Genomic DNA, 21,894 nt, shown 5'->3' with positions numbered 1-21,894 from the left:
CGGTCACACCACCATGACGTCTGTTTCGGTCATCGACGCATAGAGGGACGGAATGTCATTCGAGCGGATGCGGAACTGGCTTCGCCGCTTCACGGTCGGCCGAGCGGTCGATGCCCCTTCCACCTTGATGCCCGGATCGTAATACACCTTCCGCAGCGCCATCGCCTGCAGGAAGCGCAGGAAGTCGGTGTCCTCGCCGAGCCGGACGCGGGCGCCATAGCTGTACTGCTGATCAGGCTCCATGCGGGCCTTGAACGGCACATATGCCGCCTTGGCGTGCTTCTTGTTCCAATGGGCCAGCAACCCGGCGAAATGCCATGTCGCTGCCTCGTTGCCGGCAGCATCTGCCAGCGTGAACCCGCCCTTTGGGTCCGTGATGCGGTTTTTGGCCGGATCGTAGCCGATGAACTGCATGGTCAGGCCGGTGCCGGCATGGGTCTCCCCGAGCTTGTGAATACCGCCGAAGTTCAGGCGATCGGGCCGGCCGGCCTTGTCGGCATAGCCGTATTTCCTGACGAACGCCTCGGGCCCGTCCGATTTGTAATAGCCGCCTGTTGGCTCGGGGGTCATCAGCGTCAGCGGCCCGCTGGAATACCGGACGAAGTCGGTGACCGTGTGCCCCTTGATTTCCCAACCCTCAAAGTCGGGCTCGGCGCGGCCGTTCGGCACGATGTCGAGGTGGGATTCCAGGGTGTAGCCGCCGCAGTTGGTGCCGGTGCAAGGACCGACCACACCGCCGGTATAGAGCCGCTGCGAAGGCAACCAGCCGAGACCATGGATATCGCGCAGCTTTCGCAGCAGCCGGTCCCGAGAGGTGTCGGCCGTGCCGATCGGGACGTGCTGGAAGATGCCGGTGCGCTGCAGCTCGCCAAGGGCCCGGATTTCATCGGCAAGCGGGCTGTCCGGCGCCGTAACCCAGCCAATAATCCGGCGATCGGCCGTGATGCCAAAAAACAAAAGGCGCCCCGCCTGGCGGGCGGTCATCAGCTCATTGGGGCCGCCGCGCGTCCCTTTCAGGAAGCCCGACAGGCGGATCTCCGGATACTGCGGATAGAGGATCAGCTGGGTGTTCGGCGCCTCGGTAAGCGTTCCGTCTTCCCTCAGCCATGAAAACGGCAGCGGCGCCTTCAGCCCGCTCCGGCCGGCGGCCGTGGTTTCCTCCCGGACCTCGCCCATGGGCAACAGGTTCAGGATGTCGAGGCTGCCGCCCAGATAGGGCTGGTTCTTGGAGTTGTCGTTTGCGGCAAGCTCCTTCACGAGCAGCTGCTGGACGCCATGGGCGACCATCATCCGCCGGAGCATTTCAAGGCTGAGATTGGGCAGGGCGTTGCTCATGCGAGGCCCCGGATTTCCAGCGTCGGCACGTCGCTGCGCAGCCACGAGGCACAGGCCTCGATCACGTCCGCGAGCGGCAGCCGGGTCCTGCCCTTCAAAGCGCACTCCCAGACGACGCCATGGCGCCAGCCGGCGGCGCCCAGGTGCTCTGTAGCACGCTCGTCGACTTCTTGGTTCCGGCGGATCTTCGTCCGCCAGAACTCATCGCGGGATGCCGGCCAGCGGAACAGGTGGCAGTCGTGCCCATGCCAGAAGCAGCCATGGGCAAAGAGAACCGCCCGCCGGCGCGGGAACACCATATCCGGCCGGCCTGGCAACGCCCGGTCGTGCAGACGGAACCGGAAGCCGGCCGCATGCAGCCCCTTCCGCAATATCATTTCCGGCTTGGTGTCACGCCCGCGAATACCGGACATCATCCGGCTGCGAACCTCGGGCGAGACCGTGTCAGCCATGAGCAGCGATCGGCTCCGCGCGTTCACGGACATAGGCCTGGGGTGCGGGTCGCGCGGCCTGTTTGGCCAGGGCGGCCTCGATGTAGGGCCGCATGGCAGCGGCCACGAACTCCACCACCGGCACCACCACCGCATTGCCGAACTGGCGATAGGCCTGGGTGTCGGATACCGGAATCCGGAACGGTTGGCCGGGGCGCTCGAAGCCCATCAGCCTGGCGCACTCCTGGGGCGTCAGGCGCCGGGGACGCTGGCCGGGCTGGTCGATCAGGACCTCGGACCCGTCCTTGTAATACCGCGCCGAGAGGGTCCGGGAGACATCATTCGGGCCGAACAGGCTGAAGCCGAAGCCGTTGCCGGCGGCATTGTGCTTCTTCTTGTATTCCTGGAGATACTGCCAGAGCTTGGGCGTGAGGGTGTATTTCGGATCGACCTGGTCGGGCGGCAGCAGGATCGAGCCCAGCTTTGGCCCGTTCTCGGCCAACGGCAGCTTAAGTGCCTTCAAATCAAAGTCATTCGGCTCGCGGAAACCGACGATAAACACCCGCTGGCGCTTCTGGGGAACCCAGGGCTCCGAACTGATGACCCGGTGCTGAACGTGATAGCCCAGCTCGTTTTTCAGGACGTTCATGATGGTGGCGAAGGTTCGTCCACCATCATGCCCCTCAAGGTTCTTCACGTTCTCCAGGAGAAACGCCGCCGGCTTGTGGTGGGCAATGATCTGGGCGGTGTCGAAGAACAGGGTGCCCTGTGTGTCGCACAGGAATCCGTGCGGCCGGCCCAGTGAGTTTTTCTTGGAAACGCCGGCAATCGAGAACGGCTGACAGGGAAAGCCCGCCAGCAGCACGTCGTGCTCGGGAATGGTGCCGGGATCTTTCGAGAACTCCCGGATGTCGCCCGCGATCGGGTGATTGTCGGGGAAATTCATCGCGTAAGTTTTCTGCGAATGCAGATCCCACTCGGACGTAAACACGCAGCGCCCGCCGATGGTCTCGAACCCCATGCGCAGCCCGCCGATGCCGGCGAACAGGTCGATGAACCGGAATGCCGGCCGACCGGTCTCGATCGGCGCACATCGCTTCGCAGCTGCCTGTTTCAGCATCCGCAGACCCAAGCGGGTCGGCTCGCGCTCGCCGCTCTGGTAACGCTGTGCCGTTCTCTCCGACACCGCCAGAAAGGCGACGGCTTCCTCGAACGTCATGCCGGCCTGCTCATGCAGGCGGGTGAACTCGGTTTTCTGGCTGGGGCGCATGCGGGAGCCGATTCGCTTTATCTGTGTCATTTGCCGTCAGTCTGGCACCAGCCTTCCCGCCGGGCAATGCCGATGTTCATGAATTGTTCTTTTATTGGGCAGGTTTTAACAGGAGGTTTCGGTGCCTGCTGGCCCAGTCAGGCCAAGCCCGTGGCCAGATGCCTCGGCACCAGAAGGTGCATGCGCTCCGAACCGGACGGCCAGAACACCATAAACCGGTTGGTTTCCATGTCCGGCGCCGCGCAGACCAGCTCCACCGGTTCGTCGCGGACAATCTTGATGCCGCTGGCTTTCGCCTGCGCTGCCAGAAACACCTCCAGCTCCGGCGGCGCCTCGGTCATCACCATGGCGGTCAGCGGGTAATATTCTTCCCGAAATGGATACTGACCGTCCTGCAGTCTCTTCAAAATCGTGTCCCGTGCCTGAGCCTCTGTCGTAGCTGCGTCGACGCCGCGGTGCTACCCCGGCGGTCGGTAGACCGCCTCTGCAAAAGAATCGGGCATATCAGACGCCAGTCGGCCGGGGCGGGAGAATGCTGCGTTCTCCGGTCTGCTGGCTGCAATTCGCCGGCAACGTGACCGGTTCAACAAGGTAGCGCAGGAACGTCAGCATGGCGACGCAGAAGACGGGACGCGGGACCTACTGCCTCCGGAACGTTGCTCCGCTGCCTGGCGAAGCCAAGCCCGCTTGCTGACGCCCCCGCTTTCCGCCAGCATTTGCGCGTCAGGCCGCCATGCTCGTGCGCGTCTGACGTGCTGTTGTCACAAGGGCGTCTGGGCGCGGAGCCTGAGGCGCTGCGTGAACCCATCGCCATTCGAAATTTGATGGCGAGCTGACCGATCCATTAACTTCTCTTACACGCAAAAAATCAGCGATATCTCAACGGGTCTATCGGCTTTTTGGCATTTACATCTGTCAGGAGCCATCATGACTTCGCTCACCCCTACTCCCTACACGTGGCTCGATGACCACGAGATCCCTCAACGGAATTTCCTTTGCGGTCCGGCCTATCAGATGGGGCAGGTTTCTCTAACGGTTGGACCGGGCGGACTAGGAAAATCCACGCTTTGCATCACAGAAGCGGTCTCGATGGCGGGTGGGTTTTCGTTGTTTGGCCACCAGCCGATGAACCTGAGGGTTTGGTATCTCAGTGCCGAGGATGACAAGGAGGAAATGGACCGGCGGATCGCGGCAGCTTGCGCTGCACATCACGCATGGCGGAGCAAAAACCTCCACGTCGACTGTGTCGACAGGCAACAGATTCAGATTGCCGGGCCTGACGGCTTAAATGACGCTGTCATCGAAGACCTTATCAATGCGATCAAGGGTAAAATCGATGTCGTTATCGTCGATCCGTTCATTTGCACGCACGCTGTGTCAGAGAACGATAACTCAAAAATCGACAAGGTCGCGAGGGCCTGGAAGCGGATTGCGCGTGAGGGCGAATGCGCAGTGCATCTCGTGCATCATCAAGCCAAGGACACCAGAGAAGGGAGTGATGGTGCCCGCGGTGCAAGCGCGCTCCGCGACGCTGCCCGCTACATCCGGACCTTGGTGCCCGTATATGACGCAGAGGTCATCGAGCGCCTGGACCTCCGTCCCGGCGGCAAGCACGTGCGCATCGTGGAGACGAAGTCAAACTTCCATCGAACCGAGGGAAGCCATGTGGTCACTCTCGGAACTCGGACTCTGTTAAATGGGCCTCAGGCGAATGGACCGCGAATGATAGGTGACCATGTGGGCGTCATCGAGCTTTATCCGAAGCATGATCTTGTTCCAGTCCAGCCAAAGAGCGGCCGCATCCGCAGGACGGCCGTTGCCGTACCGGTCCGCCCGGCACGAACAGATCCGGCAGCCGAAGATGAGGTGGGAATCATCCTGGATCTTGCCGCCGAATTGACATGGAAGACGGCGGTCAATGATGAGCTGTGGCTGGGCCGCGTGGTGGCCGAAGCGCTGAATCTTGATCCCAAACTCGATCAGCTTTGGCTGGTTAAGACCTTCGAGGCTCTCGTCAGTCAGAAGTTGCTCGAGGAATTTGACCTTGGCCCAACGGGAAAGCGTGGTGCACGGGTTAAATTTTATAGGCCTGCTGGTAGGTCCGAATCTGAATCAAGTTAGACGGCCTGGCGTCTTTTTTGCAGCCCCCCGGGCGGGGCTTATGCGGATTTTGAGCGCGCCAATCTCCTTATGTCGGTCAAGATCCCGCTTTTAATTGCCACGGCCAAACTGGCCGTGGCACATTCTAGGTAATGGCCTGGGCAATTCGAATGGAAAATTATCAATTGCCCGTTGCATTCCAAAATTGCGCCCTCATGGTGCGCGGTGGCAATTTAATTAATTGGAGGTGGCGGGGGCCTTTGGCCCCCGCCACCTCCAATTAATTAAATCGACGCCCACCGTGCCATTGAGGAGCGGTGTCATTTGACCTGGTCGGTTTTGGCGCGAGGAGAGGGTTGAACCTTCTCGATCAAGACCCATCCTTCCCTCGCGCCCTTACCGGGCCGGCACCGTCCCAGGACGGGCTAGGGGCTGGCCTCCCAGTTCCCTGACGAAGAAGAGCGCGAGGGAAGGACGGCTGCTGCGTCGACAGGGCACCATCGCCTTCCTCGCGCTCCCTTGCCGACGGGGCATCGCCCGGCGCGAGCCCGTGATGGTGGCGCGAGGGAAGGACGGCTCCTGTGTCGATCAGGCCCATCGCCTTCCTCGCGCCCCTTGCCGAAGGGGTGACGACCGGCAGGCCCCCCGTGATGGTGGCGCGAGGGAAGGACGGCTCCTGTGTCGATCAGGCCCATCGCCTCCCTCGCGCCCCCTTGCCGACGGGGCATCGCCCGGCACGACCCCGTGATGGTGGCGCGAGGGAAGGACGGCTCCTGCGTCGACAGGGCACCATCGCCTTCCTCGCGCCCCCTTGCCGACGGGGCATCGCCCACGGGGATCCTGAAGGTGACGCGAGGCCCCCGCCGGCCAGGCAGAAGTCCTCCTTCGGGCACGCGCACGGCGTGACACTTTGCCCGAGCAGATCTCCATGCCACGGCCATACAGGGTAGAGCGCATCATCGCGGACGCTGTGAATCTTCTTTTCGCTCGGTCGCCATCGGGAGGAGAGCCCTTGGCAAGCAGAGAGGCGGAAGTGATTCAAGAAGGCGATGAGAGAGCAGCGGTACGTTATTGACGCATATTCTCATCGGCCGCAACGCCTAAAACTGCCAGTTTTTTAGTATTGAGTGATAATTACAAAACAATCGATTAAGTAACAACTAACGTCATTAACTATAATCTGATTTTTGGGCTTACGACGCATCTATGACATGCTCCGACTTCTTTGTTCATGATATGTTCTTTGTGGTGATTCTCACCGACGCGCTATCGAATATTGCCGCAACTACGCCGCATGGAGATCACAATGGCCGCGCCGCATGTTAAGAAGTTCGAGGCTCCTATGGACTATCCGCGCGCCCGGCGGCCTTGGCTTTCATCCTTGATGGACAGCGCCGAGCGGCCGGGATGGCTCCAGTGGAGTGGGTATGCAGCCGACGATAACGACGCGCTTTTGGCAGTGCAGAACGCGGCGTCGGAGATTTGGCCCGCGCGCTACACCCTGCGCCATCCCATCTTCAGCACCGCCGATCGCGTGGCAAAGAGGCTCCACGACGACGGGGAAGACCGAAAGCCGCACCTGCTGGCCGCTCAGTATGTCGATCAGGCGCCGCGCCCTTCGGCAGGCTCTGATCTCTCCGCAGACGCTGCCAATCGCGAGACCGCAAGGACGTTGAAGTCCCTGTTGAAGCCCCTGCTCCTGATCGATCCGCAGATCAATGCTGCAATTCAGAGCGGCCAACCCGTCTCGGTAGAGTGGATCATTCACAGCGCGCACTACTACACCGGGCAAACCCGGGTGTCGGCCTGCATCTCTGCCAGGAGCGAGAGGGGCAACGAGATCGAGCTGAGTCTCGTCAACGTCCTGCTCGCTCTTCTTTTCGACGAGTTGGACTGCCGCCCCGCCGGGGTCCAGATCGAGGGGTCGTTTAGATTCCCCGCGTTATCTTCGGGCCCGCTTAAGCCTTGGCGGATCTTGAAGTTGGCGTCTGATCGAGAGCGCGTGCTCGACGATCCTGGCGCTTACCTGGGCAAGGTGCTTTTCAGGTTGCACTTCAAACATCGGATTATGTTGGCCCACCGCGTGGCCCAAGTGATCAGGGAGCAGCGCGCCGCTGCGCGGTAAATACCGAACCTGGTCCATCGCTTCGGTGACAGACATGCATGCTTTCCCACAAACAAAGGAGCCTGCGCGGTTCATCACGCGGGCCCCTAAATTTGGACGTTGATGGCTAGTTCGACACGGAAACAGGAATGCCCTTCCGAATGAGCCAACTCTCGAAACCCTTGTCCTCGGCAAAAACCCGGCGAAGGAGAGCCAGGGACGTTGCGGCAGCCCGCATAGGCGAGATGTTCCGCATGGTGACAAGCTGGGCAGAATGGTGAAACCACATGTCGTCGAAGTCGCGGTCCCGGTCGAGTTCGTTGTTGAAATCCATTACGCAGGTCTCCTTTTTCGTTAGAGTTGGCCTTTGTTGGCCGTGAAATATTCGAGCAGTCTGACGGCCATGGCCGGTGAAACTGCAGTCAGCGCGTCGCAGGTTTTCCGGACGTTGGGGTCTTGGTGGCGCATGAGCCGAAGTACGATCGCGATGTCGTCGCGCTTCGCCGTCGCAGTCGCCTTGAGTAGGTCACGCAGTCCCGGATCGGTGCCGCCGACTAACGCGGCCACTCTGTCCCGCGCAACCTCCAACAGGGCTTCGGCCGCAGCGGCGCGACTATTGGCCTGCGTAACGACGTCGAAGGCGACCGAGGCGGCCCGCGTCTCGACGCGAGCGTCGAAGCTACGTGCGCGTTCGTCATCGAGGAGTCGGAGCCGCTCGGCGCTTTTCTCCTCCGCCGAACGGATCGCGATGGCCGCCCCACCAAAAGCCAGGCCGCCAATTAGAGCCACCGCAGCTCCGGCGAGACCGATGCCGCGCACGAGATCGCGGCGGCGCCGCCGCGTGGCTTCGTCTTGTAACGCGCCGATCGCTTGATCAACCCGATCCGCCACAAGGTCGACTGCGTCGAAGACGGGCGCGACAGGATCACCGTCTCGCACGCCGGCACTCTTCCTCAGCTTTTCGGTAAAGCGCGCCACGCGGACCTCACCAGGGCCTGAAGTCCGGGTGATCGGAGAAGGTCTCCTCAACCGCCCTGATCATCGTCAGGGCGCCCTGGGCCTCGAACCGGTTCTTGCCGGCGAGCATGAGATGAGGCGGCGTACTCGTCCGATGGACATCCGCCATAGTCGTGCCGAGCTGCGGCAGCCGGGCGAAGTGGATGACCTCCTCGGTGAGCCTGGCGAACGCCGGGTCGGCAATGGCGGCCTCGGCATCGAGCCCACCCGCCTCATTGTGCACCAAGAGGACCGACGCAGCCCCGCAGTTAAGCGCGATGCGCGCCGCGGCGGTAATGCCGTCCCTCTTGCTGAGAGGAATGATGAACCGGATGTCCTCCGCGACGGCCGCGCCCCGGTCATTGATCCACCGCAGGACGTGGCCCTCCATGTTCGCGCCGAGGTCCACGACCGCCGGGCGGTTGCTGCCGAACACCCTGCTCTCGAGAAACGGCACCACGGCCTCGGGCCGGTCGTCCTCCAAAGCGTGCTCGGGCGGCATCGACTTGAAGTAGCGCCGCAGCGTCGGGTTGGCAGGCTCGACGTCGAAGATGTCGATCTCGAGCTTCTTGAAGATGGCCGTGCTCGTCATCAACATCGCGAGCGTGCTCTTTCCGCCGCCGCCAGCCGCAGCGAAGATGTACTTCTTACCGCTGGACGCGGCCTTGTTAGTGGTCATGACAAGATACCTTTCTGAGATGGAGATGGGCGTCGCCGTCGTGCAGCGCCCGGGAGCGCTCGCGGTGGTCAACGCCACGTTGGGATGGAGTAAGAGGTCTGACGCCGAACGCGCTCAGGCACGCGGGGTGCCCGCGTTGCGGCGGCGGCCCCAGAGCCGGCGCCTCTCCTGCCGCATGAGGTAGCGCCGCAGGGTGGAGGTGGCAGGGTCGATGTCGAAGAGGCCGATCGCGCACTTCCCCTTATTGACGGCGGCGGTGCTGCTCAGCAGATTAAAGAGGATGCTCTTTCCGGTGCCGCCCTTCGCCGCAAGGACGTACTTCAAGCGGTCAGAAGGCGGATGGGTCGTACTGGTGATCATTGGATCCTCTGGGTTGGGATGGGGCGTTGGTTTTTTGTCTCGACCGGGTCAGTCGAGATCAGCAGGACGCTTGAGGTTCGCCACGCTGCGCGGCGCAGGCCGGCCAGCGTTGGTGATGAGAACCGGCATGATCCTTGTCTGGATGACGTGGGGAGCCGCCACGTCAGATTTGCGAGGACGACCCGCCTTGCCAGGCACGCCCGCCGGCCTAAAACGACGCCGGTACTGCGCGGCATAGTTTGAGGCGAGTTCCGGCTTGATCGCGAAGCCGTTTGCCTCGAGGTCGGCCAAAATGGCCTTCCATGCGACTCGGCGATTGAGTGCTGCCTCGATCGCAGGCATGATCGCGAAGAAGTCGCTTTTCAGCGACTGTCGCGCAGCCTGCGGTGCCAGGCGAGCCAAACTGTCGGTGCGCTGGTTGCTCAATGTGCCATCCTCCGAGCGCCTATAATGGCAGCATGATTTCCTGGTTGCACTTTGATTAAGTCGGCATACAGGGCGTTCAGCGCGAAGGCGGCAAAATCGTCAAACGCGTCAAAAGAACATTATCTGTACCGTTGCGAGTTATGGATCAGCTTTTTTTGCTGACAACGTCACCGCTATATTTGAGCTATAATACCGGCGAGTTTTACTCGACGTAAGATAAGCTACAGTATGCCAGTGACGACATGTTTACGACGCGAGCGTCCTACATGTCTGCTGGCCAAGGGGCTCCGCCCCCGTGGACCCCCGCCGCGAAAGCGGGTTGTCCGCGCTAACGCACGGAAGGCCTGTCGATGACAGACCAAAAGCAAGCCAAGAAGTACGAGAAGAGCCGCCCCTTTGTGTTCCGCATAGCGAGGGAAGAGGCGGACAAATTGGTGGCGATCGCTGCCGCGATGGGACTGACACCCGGCCAGATGGCGCGGCGCATCATCGAGCGGGAGATCGGCCTCATGGCCCGGACCGCCACGGTCCGGCGCCGGGTCGCGAATGCCGAATTGCTGCGGCAAGGCCTAGGTCAACTCGGCATGGTCGGCAACAATGTCAACCAGATTGCCGCGCATCTGAACCAAGGCAAGCCGCTGCCGTGGCGACATGACGAGCTTGAGCGTATCAGGCTCGACCTGCATACCGCCATCACTGCCATCATGGCCGTGCTCGGGCGGGGCCAGTCGTGATCGGCCGGTCTCGCTATGTGAAAGACGATCCTAGGCGTGCAGATCACCTGCTGAGCACGTCGAATAACCGGCGGGTCGTCGAGCACCGAGATCTCGACCGCGGTTGCCCGGGCGACCTACGCCAGTTCCTCGCTTTTTCATCAGCTCTGACCGCCGCCCATTCACGGGCGAAAATCACGTTGGCTCATTTCAAGCTCTCCCCCTCGCGCCCTCTCGACCGAAGGCAGCTTTTACGCGCCATCGCATGCATCAGGCGCGAAAACGGCATTGCCCGAAATCATCCCATGCGGCTGATCGAGCATGACAAAGGTGACAGGCCGCCGCACTTTCACCTGCTCTTCAGCGCCGTTGATCCTGCTACGGGACGTGTCCTCAGCTCCAAGGACAACTATGCTCGCGACGAGTTGGTCAGCCGCCGCCTCGAGATTCAATTCGGTGAAAAGATAACCCCTGGTCCCCGCATCCAGCGGAATGCGGCCGATCTGCGAGCCCGAGGTAAAATCCGCGAAGCTGAGATCCTGGAAGGCCATCAGCCTGTCCGTCGACGTGATCGAAACGCTGAGGCGGATCGCCAGCAGGCGGCCCGCGCAAAGCTGCCCTTGGGCGAATTTCGTGGCCGGCTTCTCTCTGCCGTCGGCGAGGCCATACGCTTCGGCTCGCTCCGCCAGGCTCTCGCCCGATATGGCCTCTCCGTCGCGATCGGCACCAGGAAGGCAACCCTCATGGCCGTCCATGACGGGAGTGGTATGGCGTTGCCTCTTCTTGGCTCCATCACCATCGCCTCCGACGGCCGCGTGGCTCTGGAGCCGTCCGTAGTGGAAGATCTGCGCCGCGATGCCCCGCTTATCTCGCAAGCCCGCGTCGAGGGTGCAGCCAGGACATTGAAACAGGCTGACCGCGCCCTGATCCGCGAGATTGATCGTGGTCGGTTAGAGACCGCGATCGACGGCGAGTTCAATGACATCTTTTCCCGCATGTGGCGATCGCGGAAGCCTGCCGATGAGGAAATCTCTTCCCGCCGTTCATCACAGGCAGCGCAGCGCCGTGAGGCGCAGGCAATGCGCCGAGAGGAGGCACGCGTGCGCCAACTCAGGATCAACCGCGCATTCAAGGCAGCCCGCTTGCTGCAGTCGCGCCCTGCGCGCCGGGTCGCATTCGCAATGGCGGCAACGGGTGTTCTTCTGACGGGCGCGGGCCTGACTGTCGCGCTCGGGGCAGGTATCGTAGCGATAGGTGCGCTGCGCGGGTACGGTCAAGCTCGCCGTGCCGAAGCCCAGGCACTGGTCGCCCAACGTCACCGTCCCGCTGATCTGTCTCGAGGAAGGGACCGACTGGTAGGCATGCATGCAAATGCTCGGCATCGACCTCAATATTCCCAACCGGCCGAGGGTGGGGCGGCGGAGCCCCCTCCGGCTGCGTCCTCACAGCGTGAGGAGCGCCAGACTGCCTTCGATTTCGCCGTAGTCCCGAAGACCCACCGCGCACTCGCCGCGATGGCGCTGGATGTTCTTGCGGGGCGTCCGACCCCGATTGGTCAAGATGTCCTGCAGCGCGTGCTGGGCGGCGAGGTGTACGCCGGCCTGGCGTCTCTTGCTCAGACAGGCAGTGTCAGACAACGTCGCCATATCCAATCTTGGAACGGAGGCCGATCGTCGGATGCTTTCGCTGCTGAGGGCACACTGCGACGTGCAAATGAAGTCGAAGCAGCAAAGGTGATGGCCCGAATTGGCCGTCAGCTCGTCACTGCTCAGCGCAATCGAGTGAAGGGTCGGGAGTGATTTTGGAGGCAGACCGCTGGGCATTTCGCTGCTCTTGTGCCAGCAGCCACGCGAGCACCTCGTCACGGGAATAGTAAGGGTGACACCCCTCGCGCAGCACTACAGGGGGGCCCGTCCGGCGCCGGCGCTGTGAGCTCAGCGCTGCCAGCGAGATGCAGAGAAGGTCGGCTAGTTCCTGCGATCGGATTGCCTTGCGGGGAAACTCTTTGACGGATTTGGTCTGTTCGGTAAGGGACGACATGACGCGACGATCGCTCCGATGCGGGGGCGCTTCATCGCTTCGTGAAGCACTCGGAGCCCTCAAACGCAGGCGTGGCTATATGCCCTGCGAGTCGCCGGTACGCATGCGCTAGACTCCTGGCGCTTCTACGTCCGAGCCGCCCCGCCGCGATCTTCCTCAACAAGCGACATCGCTCATCGAGCAGCTCGGAATGCAGATTGTCAGCCCGCTAATCCTCGCCAACCGGACGGTTCCGTAGGCAAATAATATGATCAAAAACCTAGCTGTCAATTCCCTTGATGCGACGATGCCCTTCTGGGCCTACAAGAGGTAGGTACGCAGAGCACCTCTTGTCTCCCAAAATGTGAAAATACGCGACACGATGCCTTCGGGGGATTGCGCTTCTGGAGAGCCGCATTACCGTCTTGGCGTGTCAATTTTAGTCGGAGAGGGAACAATGCTGGTCCGATTGGATGAGAATTCGCTGTATGAGATGAAGTGGCACGCTCGGGAGGTTTTCGCCCCTGCAGGCCACGGGCACACGCTCGAGGCGCTGGCTCGTGGATTAGGTGTAAATACCTATAACGGATTGTTAGCCTACGCCCAGAATTACGGTGGAATCCTGTGGGACGGCGATGACGCGAGAGCGGTGGCTTATCTCGCCGAGCGGGAGATCACGGTTCGCCGTGGCGCACTTTCGGACGTAGTCGCGGAGCATGTGGTTGAGCACGAGCATTTCTGATAGCTGGTCAGCGCGGAAAACTGGCTCCACTGTTCGAGTTTGATGGCTTCTCCTAGCCGGCCAGTTCCGGAATTCAGACAAGTCTCGCCCTGAAATGCTCGCGAAAGGCTTGGGCGTCGGCGGTCTGTAGGAAGCTGACGCGAATAAGTTCGTGCACCGGCTCCATCAGGACCCAGACTTGATGCGGAATCTCGCGCTTGGCCAAGCCGTGGTGACGGAGCTTCTCGCCTAGCCGCGTAGAATGCGCGGCGATAGCCTTCAGCATCATGTGGAGATCGTCCACGCGCTAGGCAAAGGCGCGCGTCACCGCACAACCCTTCCGGGTCGGCGCCACGGTCTCTAGGTCGTTGCAGGGCGTGCCGCGAAGCTCGTGGATGATCCGCTCGCCCACGACGGTCAACGTTTTCCTGGCGAGCTTGAGATCGAGGGCGGCGAAGTCCGCGACCGTCCGGCAGCCCATCCCGCCTAGCTTGGCTTGCGACGCGCCGCCGATGCCCCATACGTCGGCGATCTCGACGAGCGGGACCCAATCCGGCGGGCCTCGTTGCTGCAGGTTGCAGACGCCCCGCTGTTGCGGCGTCGTCTTCGCGATGTTGTTGGCCAGCGTCTTAGTCGGCCAGATACCGATGCAGGTGGGAACGCGCGTCTACGTAGACACGATCTCGCGCAGTTCGCGCGAGCCGGTGGGTCTTGGCGAGCGCGGTTGGCGTGACATGGCGATCGATGCAGGGTCGACAACATGGCGTGGCGGTTGCAGCCCAGCCGCGACTTGCCTTGTTCTGCTGCTCGCTCACCGTAATGGCGACAAGCGAAAATCGGGCGCCGATGGGCGGAAGCACTGCCGACCGTGCGTCGCCGCGTCGGAAGTCATCTCTCCGATGGAGGCGACCTTCTCGTCAGGCCGAAAATCAGGGAACAAAAAAGGAACTTGCTGCCCAAAACCGATTTCACCATCCTTGAAGGCGAACCTGATTCGGACCGGCCGCCCTGTGGCTCGCCTTCCTGGATCTTATCGTGGTTACCAACAAAGTCTGGTTTGGAGTAGCGTTATGTCGGATTCGAAGGAAGTTTTGCGCTTCTGGATGGCGTGGACTGAAAGAGCTGAGGAGCGAGATGTCTATTTGGAAGGAACGAGCGACGCGTATAACAAATGCGTGAAGCTGATCGACGAACTGGCGGCCTTCCACCAGGGGGAGCGTTTCAGTCACGGCTACAAAATCCTTTCCGAAGACGATGTTCAGCGGAGCCTGAGAGAGCTTTCGAAGGAAGACTTCTACTTCGAAGACGCTGATGTTTTCATCGAGGGGATGGAGGCTTACATCGAGGAGATCTATACGCAGCGGAGGGACGAACTTGAGTACGATCTCAAGGGTCTCGACGAAGACCTTGATGAACTCAAGCAGACGGCGAAGGAAACACGGGCGAGGATCGACTCCGCCGAGGAAGAGGTCGCAGAGAAGAGGGGTGAGCTTACCCTGTTGGATGACAGGCTCGAGGTCTTGCGGCGGCAGGCGATTGAGGCCGAGCTTCGCCGACGGGGACTACTGGCGTAGCCTCCACCTATCGGCCTGCTACATCCAGCTGTTAGAACAGTAAGGCGTCCGAGCAGTGGGCCCCTTACGTCGTTTCTGACGCTCGCCGTCCCTATCGCTCCGCTGTAAGCCGACGGCCTAAACGGCCGGACCTCGGCCGGAGATATCACAGAGAAAGGCTGTCCCGATTTCAATAGAGAGGGACGCCCCCATGAATCTATCGAAGCTTTCCCGGCTGCCGGGCTGCTCCCACAATCTCAAACGCCTGCGCGATCTGCGCAGCTGTTCTCAACACCGCTTGCGGCTCGGCACGTCCCTGTGGCCCCTGTGGCGAAATCCCCACATTGACTCCGAACGGCTATGCTGATGTTCCTATTATGTTCTCGTCATAGGAACTCATGCCAATGCACATGTCGCCCGCCGTCCTCGGTCCGCCTATCTTCCTGCCTGTCTACCTGAAGGCGGTACGGGCGGGCTTCCCGAGCCCCGCGGACGACTACCTGGACCAGCCTATCGACCTGTCGCGGGCGCTCATCCAGAACGCCCCGGCTACGTTCATCATGACGGTGGCCGGCGATAGCGCCATGGACGTCGGAATCTTTGACGGCAGCCTGATCACTGTCGATCGCAGCCTTGCTCCCAAGGACGGTGACGCCGTCGTTGTAGACGTCAACGGCGAGCGCAGCATCAAGATCTTCAGAATTACGGGCGGTCGATCGAGTCTCGCCTTCGGCAATCGGCACTACCCCGACTACAACCCTGGGCCGGACGCCGAAATCGACATCTTTGGCGTCGTGACTAACTCCGTGCGGCGCTTCCGCCGGTGACCCGGTCGTTCGCCCTGATCGACGGGAACAGCTTCTACTGCTCCTGCGAGCGGGTCTTCGATCCGAAGCTGCGCCGGCGTCCAGTGATCGTGCTCTCGAACAACGACGGCTGCGCGGTCGCGCGCACGGCCGAGGCTAAGGCGCTCGGGATCAAGATGGGCGCGCCGATGTTCACGATCCGCGACCTCTGCGGGCGTGAGGGGGTGGTCGTGTTCTCGTCGAACTACACCCTCTACGGCGACATGAGCCGCCGGATGAACACGGTCTATGAGCGGTTCGCGTCCGACATCGAGGTCTACTCGATCGACGAGAGCTTCCTCGACATGACCCCGGTGGCGCCTGGTCAGCGCGAGGAGATGGGGCGGGACCTGCGCTCGACGGTGTCGACCTGGACGGGCGTCCCGACCTGCGTCGGTATCGGCCCGACCAAGACCCTAGCCAAGCTCGCCAACAGGATCGCCAAGAGTACCCCGCAGTTGCGCGGCGTCTGCGACCTGACCAGCGATGAGGCCCGGCTGGAATGGCTGCGTCTGGTCGATCTGGATGACGTCTGGGGCATCGGCCGCGCGACCCAGGCCAAGCTTGCCGCCTTCGGGTGTCGAACCGCTGCCGACGTTGCCGCGCTCGACCCCAAGCTCGCCCGGAAGAGCCTGACGGTCGTCGGCGAGCGCATTATCCATGAGCTTCAAGGAACCCCCTGCATCGATCTGGAGACGATCGCGCCGACCCGGAAGGGATGCGCCGTCACCCGCAGCTTCGCCGGCCGCGTCGAGAGCCTGGACATGATGCAGGAGGCCATCGCCGCCCATGCGACCAGGCTTGGCGAGAAACTGCGTCACCACGGTCTGGCGACGGATCACGTCACGGTGTTTTTCCACACGTCGCCGCACGATCGCGGGCCCTCGCGCTCCGTCTCGACGACCGTCGATTTCCCCGAGGCGAGCAACGACACTCTCGTTCTCGTCCGCGCGGCCAAGTGGGGCGCCCGGCGAATCTGGAAGTCCGGCTACCGATACGCCAAGGCTGGTCTGATGACGGTCGACCTCGTGCCGCTGGAGGCCTCGCAGCGGGCGCTGATCGGCGCTCTCGATCGGGAGAGGTCTGGTCGGCTGATGGAGGCCCTGGACGCCTGCAACCGGAAGCTAGGACGTGGCGTTGTCTTTCCCGCAGCGGCAGGCATCGCTCGCCAGAAGAAGGCCTGGGTCACGAGATTCGATATGCGGTCGCCGCGGTACACGACGCGGCTGGAGGAAGTGCCGGTGGTCGGGAGAGCGTGATGGGGTACGATCATCAGGTCGAGATGAAGCTTGCGGCGAGGGACGCCGCCGGGCGGCTCCGGCGGATCGAAAGCTGGTGCGCAGAATGGGAGATTAGCTTTCGGGTTCTAGACCGCTTCCCAGGGTCGGAGACAATCCGCATCGCGTTCGAGGACCCGCGTCTGGCGCGTGCCTTCATCGGCCATTTCGGCGGCGTGCTTGTCGATGATCGCGAGATTGAGCAGGCGATATGCGGCGACGGTACTGACGAGGACGCTTACGATAGGTTTGCGAGCGAGTACCCGGATTGAGCAGCCGCGCCTTTCCGACGACCCCGGATGGTCGATACTTCCTGGTCGCCGGCCGGCTGTGGCGATCGACGAACCCGGCCATCCCGGAGGAGCGTCGTCTTCGGCTCGTCGCGGATCTGATGGATGCTCGGCGGGCCGTGAAAGAGGCCAAGCGCGGGAACGGCGAGATCAGTGCCGCGCGAAAAGCCGTCGACGCGGCTAAGGTCGCCTTGGGCGAGCGCGGTTCGGTCTGGTGGGAAGACGGCGCGCCGGATTTTAACCGGCACCTGGCCAGAAACACGCCTTACGCGGAATGGGCGACCGCTTTGAAGTCCTGAGCTACCACTCGCTCTCGGGAAGCCCGATCTTGGAATGCCCGGGAACCAAACCGGTTCGATCGGCGACCTGGCGGGCGACCCGGCCCCATAATCTCGCGGTGGGAACATCGCCGCGCTCGCGGGCAAGACGCGCAACTTGACGTGCCTTGTAGTAGCCCGCTCCGCCTTCCGCATCGACGAGCCGGGTTGCCTCGGCGTCGACGAAAGCCTGATATGCGCGGCGCCGGGCGAGCCAGGAAAACAGCATGTGCAATCTTTACTCGATGACGAAGGGCCAGCAAGCGATCCGCGACCTGGCGCGGGCCATGCGGGACACCACCGGCAACCTGCCGCCCCTTCCGGGCATCTACCCGGACTATCCCGCGCCGATCGTCAGAAATGCTCCTGACGGTGTGCGTGAGCTCGCCATGGTACGCTGGGGAATGCCGTCGTCGAAGAAGGCGATCTTCGAGGCAGCAAAGAAGCGTGCCGGGAAGCTGGAGGCCAAGGGAAAGGGCGTCGACTTCGACGAGCTCTTGCGAAGGGAGCCAGATGGCGGGACAACGAACGTCCGCAACACCGCGTCTTCGCACTGGAAGCCATGGCTGGGAGTGGCGAACCGCTGCGTGGTGCCGCTGACATCGTTCAGCGAGTTCGATCACGGAGCTAAGCAGGATGTCTGGTTCGCTCTCGGGGAAGACCGCCCACTCGCCTTCTTTGCCGGCATCTGGACGGCAGGCTGGACAGGCGTCAGGAAGATCAAGAGCGGCGTTGAGACGACCGACCTCTACGCCTTCCTCACGACGGATCCCAACGCCGAGGTAGGCGCCATTCACCCCAAGGCCATGCCGGTGATCCTAACTCGTCCGGATGAGGTCGAGATCTGGATGACAGCGCCCTGGGAGCGGGCCAAGGCGCTGTAACGGCCGATGCCTGACGGAGCTTTGCACGTGGTTCAGCGCGGCGGAAAGAGGGATGAAGCGCTTTCGGGTTAGACGATCGGTTCGCTAGAAGCGCCGGGCGCTGGTCAAGGCGAGATGCGCCATAAGCGGAACTCGACTTCATGCCAGAAACCAGAAGTTCGCTGGCCCGAGCCGAAGCGCTACTCCGCAAATGAAGCAGCCCTTTCGAATCCAAACGCGTAAGCGCCTGCCATCATAACTACGGCCGACGCTTGCTCTCAGCCCAGCGAGACACTCCGCAACCTGAGCGCGTTGCCGATCACGCTGACCGACGAGAGGGCCATGGCGGCAGCCGCGATGATCGGTGACAGCAGGATGCCGAAGAAGGGGTAGAGCAGCCCCGCTGCAATCGGAACCCCCGCGGCGTTGTAGACGAAGGCGAAGAACAGGTTCTGACGGATGTTGCCCATCGTCGCCCGGCTGAGCTGGAGCGCCGTCACGATGCCCTGCAGATCGCCCTTGAGCAGGGTGACCCCGGCGCTCTCGATGGCGACGTCGGTGCCGGTTCCCATCGCGACGCCGATGTCGGCGGCGGCGAGAGCGGGCGCATCGTTGACGCCGTCGCCTGCCATCGCGACGATCCGACCCTGAGACCGCAACTTGGCGACGACGCCGCTCTTCTCTTCCGGCAGCACCTCGGCCTCGACCTCGGCGATGCCGAGACGGCGAGCCACGGCCTCGGCGGTCGTCCGGTTGTCTCCCGTGAGCATGACTACGCGGATGCCGGCAGCCTGGAGGGCCTTGATCGCCGCGGGCGTGGTTTGCTTGACGGGATCGGCAATCGCCAGCAGCCCGGCGGCCTCACCGTCGATCGCGACCACGATGACGGTGGCGCCATCGCCGCGAAGCGCCTCCGCTTCCGCAGCAAGCGTTGCGATATCGATGCCGGCGTCGCCCATGATGCGATGGCTCCCGATGACCAGGGAGCGGCCTTCGACGATGCCGGTGACACCCTTGCCCACGGGGCTATCGAAGCCTTGGGCCTCGCCGAGCGCGAGTCCGCGTTCCTTGGCAGCCTCGACGATAGCCTCGGCGAGCGGATGCTCGCTGGAGCGTTCCAGGGTGGCGGCAAGGCGAAGCACCTCGTCCTCGCCGAAGCCCTCCGCAACCTTCAGGCTCGTCAGCTTCGGCCGGCCCTCGGTCAGCGTCCCGGTCTTGTCGATGACAAGCGTGTCGATCTTCTCGAAACGTTCCAGCGCCTCGGCGTTCTTGATAAGCACGCCGAGACTGGCACCGCGGCCGACGCCGACCATGATCGACATCGGCGTGGCGAGCCCCAGCGCGCAGGGGCAGGCGATGATCAGAACGGCAACGGCGGCGACGAGCCCGTGGGCGAAGCGTGGCTCAGGCCCCCAAAGCATCCAGGCCCCGAAGGCGATCACCGCGACGCCGATCACCAGCGGCACGAACCAGCCGGAGACCTGATCGGCGAGGCGTTGGATCGGCGCGCGCGAGCGCTGAGCCTGGGCGACCATGGAGACGATGCGCGAGAGCATGGTGTCACTGCCGATCTTGCTCGCGCGCATGATGAAGCCGCCGCTGCGGTTCAGCGTGCCGCCGATCAGCGCCGAACCGACCTCCTTCGTGACCGGCATCGACTCGCCCGTCACCATCGCCTCGTCGATCGAGCTTCGGCCCTCGATGAGCTCGCCGTCGACCGGAACGGTCTCGCCGGGACGGACGCGCAACCGATCACCGACGACGACGGCATCGAGGCCGATGTCCTCGTCGCTGCCGTCGTCGCGCACGCGGCGCGCCGTCTTCGGCACCAGGTCGAGCAAGGCCCGGATGGCGCCGCCGGTCTGCTCGCGCGCCCGCAGTTCGAGAACCTGCCCGAGCAGGACGAGCACGGTGATCACCGCCGCCGCCTCGAAATAGACCGCCACCGACCCTTCGACGGATCGGAACGTCGCCGGAAAGATGCCAGGGGCGACGGTCGCGACGACGCTGTAGATCCAGGCCACGCCGATGCCCATCGCGATCAGCGTGAACATGTTCAGGCTGCGGTTCACGATCGACTGCCAGCCTCGCTCGAAGAAGGGCCAGCCGGCCCACAGCACCACGGGCGTCGCCAGAGCGAGCTGTATCCAGTTCGAGCGCTGCGGACCGAGCCACATGTGCAGGTCGAGGAGATGCCCTCCCATCTCCAGGAGGAACACGGGAAGGGCCAGCCCAAGGCCGACCCAGAAGCGGCGCGTCATGTCGCGCAGTTCGGCGCCAGGCCCAGCCTCGCCCGTCGCGATCTCCGGCTCCAGCGCCATGCCGCAGATCGGACAGTTTCCCGGCGTTGGCTGCCTGATCTGGGGGTGCATCGGGCAGGTGTAGATCGCTCCGGCCGGCGCTGGCCCGGTGGCAGGGTCCTCGCCCTCCGACAAGTAACGCTCCGGCGCCGCCTTGAACTTGGTCTCGCAGCCCGCGGAGCAGAAATGATACGTCTGGCCATCATGGACCGCCTCGTGCTTGGCGGTGGCCGGATCGACCGTCATCCCGCAGACCGGGTCCTTCACGCCGGGGGCTGACGACGATGAGCGATGGTGATGCCCAGGTTCGCCATGGTGGTGATCGTGATGCGTCATGGGGCCGGCTTTCTGCTCGATGACGAGCGGCCTGGGGGAGACGGGCCTGTTGGCCCGGCTCGTTGGCATTAGGATGGCGTCTCACCACGCTTCGATGGATCTCCGTCCGCGACGGAGCCTACGATTACTTCGGGGCGTTCTTGGCCAGCCACTCGCGCATTTCGGCGATCTCGCGCTCCTGGTCCTTGATGATCTGAGCGGCGAGCGTCTTCGTCGTCTCGTCCTTGGCATGAGCCAAGGCGACCTTGGCCATGTCGATCGCGCCCTGATGGTGCGGGATCATCTTGGTGCGGAAGTCGACGTCCGGATTGCCGGTGTAGGGCACGGCCATGGCGTGCATCATCTTCATGTCGGCGGCCTTGAAGTCCTTCGTCGAGGCGGCGTCGCCTGCCGCCGGCATCATCGTCTTCATCATGGACTGCATGGAATCCATGTTCATCATGCCCATGGTCGCGGCGCCGGCCGCGGGAGCTGCGCCATGCCCCTGATGGGACGATTGCGCGAAGGCGGGACCGGCGAGGGCGAGGAGGATCAGCGTGGTGGGGATCGAGCGTTTCATCGGTTCGGTTCCTTCTTCGGGGTCAGTCGTGGGTGAAGCGCGCTTGCAGCGCGTGGCCATCGGCGAGCGTGGCGGAGACAACGACGCGTGCGCCCTTGCCGAGAGATTGGGCGAGGCTGCCGACGAGCTTGTTGGGTTCGACGGCCGACAGCGCGACGGTCGCGGTCTTGCCGGCATCCTGGACGATGGCGCGGGCCGACTTCGTTCCCGCGGAGGCGAGCGGCTTGTCGGCGGCGTCGGTGAGGTAGAGGACGAACTCGGTCCCCTTCGCCACCATCTCGACATGGTGGCCCGCGACGTCGACCACGGGCCCGCCGTTGGGACCCTTCGAGACCTCATGGGCCCCGGCGGTCGACGCGAAGCCGACGATGGCCAGGACGGCGATCGATTTGAGCATGTT

General features: G+C 62.9%; 25 protein-coding genes and 1 pseudogene. 11 read left to right on the top strand and 15 right to left on the bottom strand.

Translation table 11 applies throughout. The features are described from left to right. Window positions 1–3: 3 nt before the first annotated feature. The 4 genes from C8D03_RS10530 to C8D03_RS10515 all read right to left on the bottom strand — a co-directional run bounded on the left by C8D03_RS10530 (window position 4) and on the right by C8D03_RS10515 (window position 3,443). The gene (locus C8D03_RS10530) at window positions 4–1,335 is read right to left on the bottom strand and encodes an MvaI/BcnI family restriction endonuclease (protein ID WP_210203915.1); all 1,332 of its coding nucleotides are present in this window, start codon (window positions 1,333–1,335) and stop codon (window positions 4–6) included. Further along, window positions 1,332–1,787 (bottom strand): very short patch repair endonuclease, encoded by a 456-nt coding sequence (locus tag C8D03_RS10525; RefSeq protein ID WP_108046213.1) that lies wholly within the window; start codon window positions 1,785–1,787, stop codon window positions 1,332–1,334. Before C8D03_RS10525 ends, C8D03_RS10530 begins: the two co-directional genes overlap by 4 nt. Next, window positions 1,780–3,036, bottom strand: coding sequence for a DNA (cytosine-5-)-methyltransferase (gene dcm, locus C8D03_RS10520; protein ID WP_108046212.1), 1,257 nt, complete (start codon window positions 3,034–3,036; stop codon window positions 1,780–1,782). The genes C8D03_RS10525 and dcm overlap by 8 nt, the downstream gene beginning before the upstream one ends. Before the next feature lie 137 nt (window positions 3,037–3,173). Then, window positions 3,174–3,443 (bottom strand): hypothetical protein, encoded by a 270-nt coding sequence (locus C8D03_RS10515; protein ID WP_146170143.1) that lies wholly within the window; start codon window positions 3,441–3,443, stop codon window positions 3,174–3,176. Between the two features lie 520 nt (window positions 3,444–3,963). On the opposite strand from C8D03_RS10515, the gene C8D03_RS10510 reads away from it, so the two are divergent. Then, a complete protein-coding gene (locus tag C8D03_RS10510; protein ID WP_108046210.1) occupies window positions 3,964–5,157 on the top strand; it encodes an AAA family ATPase in 1,194 nt (397 codons plus the stop codon). A gap of 1,285 nt (window positions 5,158–6,442) precedes the next feature. Then, on the top strand, window positions 6,443–7,261 hold the full coding sequence (locus C8D03_RS10505) for a hypothetical protein (protein WP_146170142.1): 819 nt from the start codon (window positions 6,443–6,445) through the stop codon (window positions 7,259–7,261). 106 nt (window positions 7,262–7,367) lie between these two features. On the opposite strand, the gene C8D03_RS10500 is transcribed toward C8D03_RS10505, so the two are convergent. The 5 genes from C8D03_RS10500 to C8D03_RS10480 form a co-directional block, all read right to left on the bottom strand. Next, window positions 7,368–7,574 carry a hypothetical protein gene (locus tag C8D03_RS10500; protein ID WP_108046208.1) on the bottom strand — a complete coding sequence of 69 codons (207 nt, stop codon included), beginning with the start codon at window positions 7,572–7,574 and terminating at the stop codon, window positions 7,368–7,370. 20 nt (window positions 7,575–7,594) lie between these two features. After that, window positions 7,595–8,218: a hypothetical protein gene (locus C8D03_RS10495; RefSeq protein ID WP_108046207.1), complete on the bottom strand. Its 624-nt coding sequence runs from the start codon at window positions 8,216–8,218 to the stop codon at window positions 7,595–7,597. 7 nt (window positions 8,219–8,225) lie between these two features. After that, on the bottom strand, window positions 8,226–8,915 hold the full coding sequence (locus tag C8D03_RS10490; RefSeq protein WP_108046206.1) for a hypothetical protein: 690 nt from the start codon (window positions 8,913–8,915) through the stop codon (window positions 8,226–8,228). A gap of 114 nt (window positions 8,916–9,029) precedes the next feature. Beyond that, window positions 9,030–9,275 (bottom strand): P-loop NTPase family protein, encoded by a 246-nt coding sequence (locus C8D03_RS10485; protein ID WP_108046205.1) that lies wholly within the window; start codon window positions 9,273–9,275, stop codon window positions 9,030–9,032. Between the two features lie 48 nt (window positions 9,276–9,323). Beyond that, window positions 9,324–9,701, bottom strand: a complete 378-nt coding sequence (locus C8D03_RS10480; protein ID WP_108046204.1) for a hypothetical protein — start codon at window positions 9,699–9,701, stop codon at window positions 9,324–9,326. A 350-nt stretch (window positions 9,702–10,051) separates the two neighbouring features. On the opposite strand from C8D03_RS10480, the gene C8D03_RS10475 reads away from it, so the two are divergent. The 3 genes from C8D03_RS10475 (at window position 10,052) to C8D03_RS10455 (ending at window position 13,175) form a co-directional block, all read left to right on the top strand. Continuing rightward, the gene (locus tag C8D03_RS10475) at window positions 10,052–10,435 is read left to right on the top strand and encodes a hypothetical protein (RefSeq protein ID WP_108046203.1); all 384 of its coding nucleotides are present in this window, start codon (window positions 10,052–10,054) and stop codon (window positions 10,433–10,435) included. Window positions 10,436–10,452: 17 nt separating this feature from the next. Continuing rightward, window positions 10,453–12,213 (top strand): hypothetical protein, encoded by a 1,761-nt coding sequence (locus C8D03_RS26100; RefSeq protein ID WP_146170141.1) that lies wholly within the window; start codon window positions 10,453–10,455, stop codon window positions 12,211–12,213. Between the two features lie 677 nt (window positions 12,214–12,890). Continuing rightward, window positions 12,891–13,175: a hypothetical protein gene (locus C8D03_RS10455; RefSeq protein WP_108046199.1), complete on the top strand. Its 285-nt coding sequence runs from the start codon at window positions 12,891–12,893 to the stop codon at window positions 13,173–13,175. Between the two features lie 73 nt (window positions 13,176–13,248). Here the strand turns inward: C8D03_RS10455 and C8D03_RS10450 are convergent, their stop codons facing one another. Continuing rightward, a complete protein-coding gene (locus C8D03_RS10450; protein ID WP_108046198.1) occupies window positions 13,249–13,443 on the bottom strand; it encodes a hypothetical protein in 195 nt (64 codons plus the stop codon). Window positions 13,444–13,461: 18 nt separating this feature from the next. Beyond that, window positions 13,462–13,635 (bottom strand): hypothetical protein, encoded by a 174-nt coding sequence (locus tag C8D03_RS26430; RefSeq protein WP_181300857.1) that lies wholly within the window; start codon window positions 13,633–13,635, stop codon window positions 13,462–13,464. Window positions 13,636–14,224: 589 nt separating this feature from the next. Here C8D03_RS26430 and C8D03_RS10445 point away from each other — a divergent pair. The 5 genes from C8D03_RS10445 to C8D03_RS10425 all read left to right on the top strand — a co-directional run bounded on the left by C8D03_RS10445 (window position 14,225) and on the right by C8D03_RS10425 (window position 17,418). Then, the gene (locus C8D03_RS10445; RefSeq protein ID WP_108046197.1) at window positions 14,225–14,728 is read left to right on the top strand and encodes a hypothetical protein; all 504 of its coding nucleotides are present in this window, start codon (window positions 14,225–14,227) and stop codon (window positions 14,726–14,728) included. Window positions 14,729–15,111: 383 nt separating this feature from the next. Further along, complete coding sequence (locus C8D03_RS10440; RefSeq protein WP_108046196.1) at window positions 15,112–15,534, top strand: LexA family protein; 423 nt, start codon at window positions 15,112–15,114, stop codon at window positions 15,532–15,534. Beyond that, window positions 15,531–16,811: a Y-family DNA polymerase gene (locus C8D03_RS10435; RefSeq protein ID WP_108046195.1), complete on the top strand. Its 1,281-nt coding sequence runs from the start codon at window positions 15,531–15,533 to the stop codon at window positions 16,809–16,811. The genes C8D03_RS10440 and C8D03_RS10435 overlap by 4 nt, the downstream gene beginning before the upstream one ends. Beyond that, window positions 16,811–17,101: a hypothetical protein gene (locus C8D03_RS10430; RefSeq protein ID WP_108046194.1), complete on the top strand. Its 291-nt coding sequence runs from the start codon at window positions 16,811–16,813 to the stop codon at window positions 17,099–17,101. The genes C8D03_RS10435 and C8D03_RS10430 overlap by 1 nt, the downstream gene beginning before the upstream one ends. Next, window positions 17,098–17,418, top strand: coding sequence for a hypothetical protein (locus tag C8D03_RS10425; RefSeq protein WP_108046193.1), 321 nt, complete (start codon window positions 17,098–17,100; stop codon window positions 17,416–17,418). Before C8D03_RS10430 ends, C8D03_RS10425 begins: the two co-directional genes overlap by 4 nt. A 1-nt stretch (window position 17,419) precedes the next feature. Here C8D03_RS10425 and C8D03_RS10420 read toward each other — a convergent pair whose 3' ends face one another. After that, window positions 17,420–17,665: a hypothetical protein gene (locus C8D03_RS10420; RefSeq protein ID WP_108046192.1), complete on the bottom strand. Its 246-nt coding sequence runs from the start codon at window positions 17,663–17,665 to the stop codon at window positions 17,420–17,422. On the opposite strand from C8D03_RS10420, the pseudogene C8D03_RS10415 reads away from it, so the two are divergent. After that, window positions 17,664–18,317: pseudogene (locus tag C8D03_RS10415) on the top strand (SOS response-associated peptidase); the annotation flags it as partial. The gene C8D03_RS10420 and the pseudogene C8D03_RS10415 sit on opposite strands and share 2 nt — an antisense overlap. 260 nt (window positions 18,318–18,577) lie before the next feature. On the opposite strand, the gene C8D03_RS10410 reads toward C8D03_RS10415, so the two are convergent. The 3 genes from C8D03_RS10410 to C8D03_RS10400 all read right to left on the bottom strand — a co-directional run bounded on the left by C8D03_RS10410 (window position 18,578) and on the right by C8D03_RS10400 (window position 21,891). Next, entirely contained in the window at window positions 18,578–20,935 is a 2,358-nt protein-coding gene (locus C8D03_RS10410; protein WP_108046191.1) for a heavy metal translocating P-type ATPase, read from the bottom strand. Window positions 20,936–21,059: 124 nt separating this feature from the next. Then, a complete protein-coding gene (gene copM / locus C8D03_RS10405; RefSeq protein WP_108046190.1) occupies window positions 21,060–21,494 on the bottom strand; it encodes a CopM family metallochaperone in 435 nt (144 codons plus the stop codon). A gap of 22 nt (window positions 21,495–21,516) precedes the next feature. Then, entirely contained in the window at window positions 21,517–21,891 is a 375-nt protein-coding gene (locus C8D03_RS10400; RefSeq protein WP_108046189.1) for a hypothetical protein, read from the bottom strand. Window positions 21,892–21,894: the final 3 nt, after the last annotated feature.

The organism is Bosea sp. 124 (assembly GCF_003046175.1).
In the GTDB taxonomy this organism is placed as follows: domain Bacteria; phylum Pseudomonadota; class Alphaproteobacteria; order Rhizobiales; family Beijerinckiaceae; genus Allobosea.
The sequence above is the reverse complement of the archived record's forward strand: the minus strand, read 5'-3'. Positions and strand labels throughout refer to the sequence as shown.

Bases quoted from the DNA above. Each gene is read 5' to 3' on its own strand.
- C8D03_RS10485 (WP_108046205.1), bottom strand. From the start codon at position 9,275: ATGATCACCAGTACGACCCATCCGCCTTCTGACCGCTTGAAGTACGTC.
- C8D03_RS26430 (WP_181300857.1), bottom strand. From the start codon at position 13,635: ATGGGCTGCCGGACGGTCGCGGACTTCGCCGCCCTCGATCTCAAGCTC.
- C8D03_RS10440 (WP_108046196.1), top strand. From the start codon at position 15,112: ATGCACATGTCGCCCGCCGTCCTCGGTCCGCCTATCTTCCTGCCTGTC.
- C8D03_RS10510 (WP_108046210.1), top strand. From the start codon at position 3,964: ATGACTTCGCTCACCCCTACTCCCTACACGTGGCTCGATGACCACGAG.
- C8D03_RS10530 (WP_210203915.1), bottom strand. From the start codon at position 1,335: ATGAGCAACGCCCTGCCCAATCTCAGCCTTGAAATGCTCCGGCGGATG.
- C8D03_RS10475 (WP_108046203.1), top strand. From the start codon at position 10,052: ATGACAGACCAAAAGCAAGCCAAGAAGTACGAGAAGAGCCGCCCCTTT.
- C8D03_RS10410 (WP_108046191.1), bottom strand. From the start codon at position 20,935: ATGACGCATCACGATCACCACCATGGCGAACCTGGGCATCACCATCGC.
- dcm (WP_108046212.1), bottom strand. From the start codon at position 3,036: ATGCGCCCCAGCCAGAAAACCGAGTTCACCCGCCTGCATGAGCAGGCC.
- C8D03_RS10455 (WP_108046199.1), top strand. From the start codon at position 12,891: ATGCTGGTCCGATTGGATGAGAATTCGCTGTATGAGATGAAGTGGCAC.
- C8D03_RS10430 (WP_108046194.1), top strand. From the start codon at position 16,811: ATGGGGTACGATCATCAGGTCGAGATGAAGCTTGCGGCGAGGGACGCC.
- C8D03_RS10445 (WP_108046197.1), top strand. From the start codon at position 14,225: ATGTCGGATTCGAAGGAAGTTTTGCGCTTCTGGATGGCGTGGACTGAA.
- C8D03_RS10500 (WP_108046208.1), bottom strand. From the start codon at position 7,574: ATGGATTTCAACAACGAACTCGACCGGGACCGCGACTTCGACGACATG.
- C8D03_RS10400 (WP_108046189.1), bottom strand. From the start codon at position 21,891: ATGCTCAAATCGATCGCCGTCCTGGCCATCGTCGGCTTCGCGTCGACC.
- C8D03_RS10450 (WP_108046198.1), bottom strand. From the start codon at position 13,443: ATGATGCTGAAGGCTATCGCCGCGCATTCTACGCGGCTAGGCGAGAAG.
- C8D03_RS10490 (WP_108046206.1), bottom strand. From the start codon at position 8,915: ATGACCACTAACAAGGCCGCGTCCAGCGGTAAGAAGTACATCTTCGCT.
- C8D03_RS10505 (WP_146170142.1), top strand. From the start codon at position 6,443: ATGGCCGCGCCGCATGTTAAGAAGTTCGAGGCTCCTATGGACTATCCG.
- C8D03_RS10420 (WP_108046192.1), bottom strand. From the start codon at position 17,665: ATGCTGTTTTCCTGGCTCGCCCGGCGCCGCGCATATCAGGCTTTCGTC.
- C8D03_RS10525 (WP_108046213.1), bottom strand. From the start codon at position 1,787: ATGGCTGACACGGTCTCGCCCGAGGTTCGCAGCCGGATGATGTCCGGT.
- copM (WP_108046190.1), bottom strand. From the start codon at position 21,494: ATGAAACGCTCGATCCCCACCACGCTGATCCTCCTCGCCCTCGCCGGT.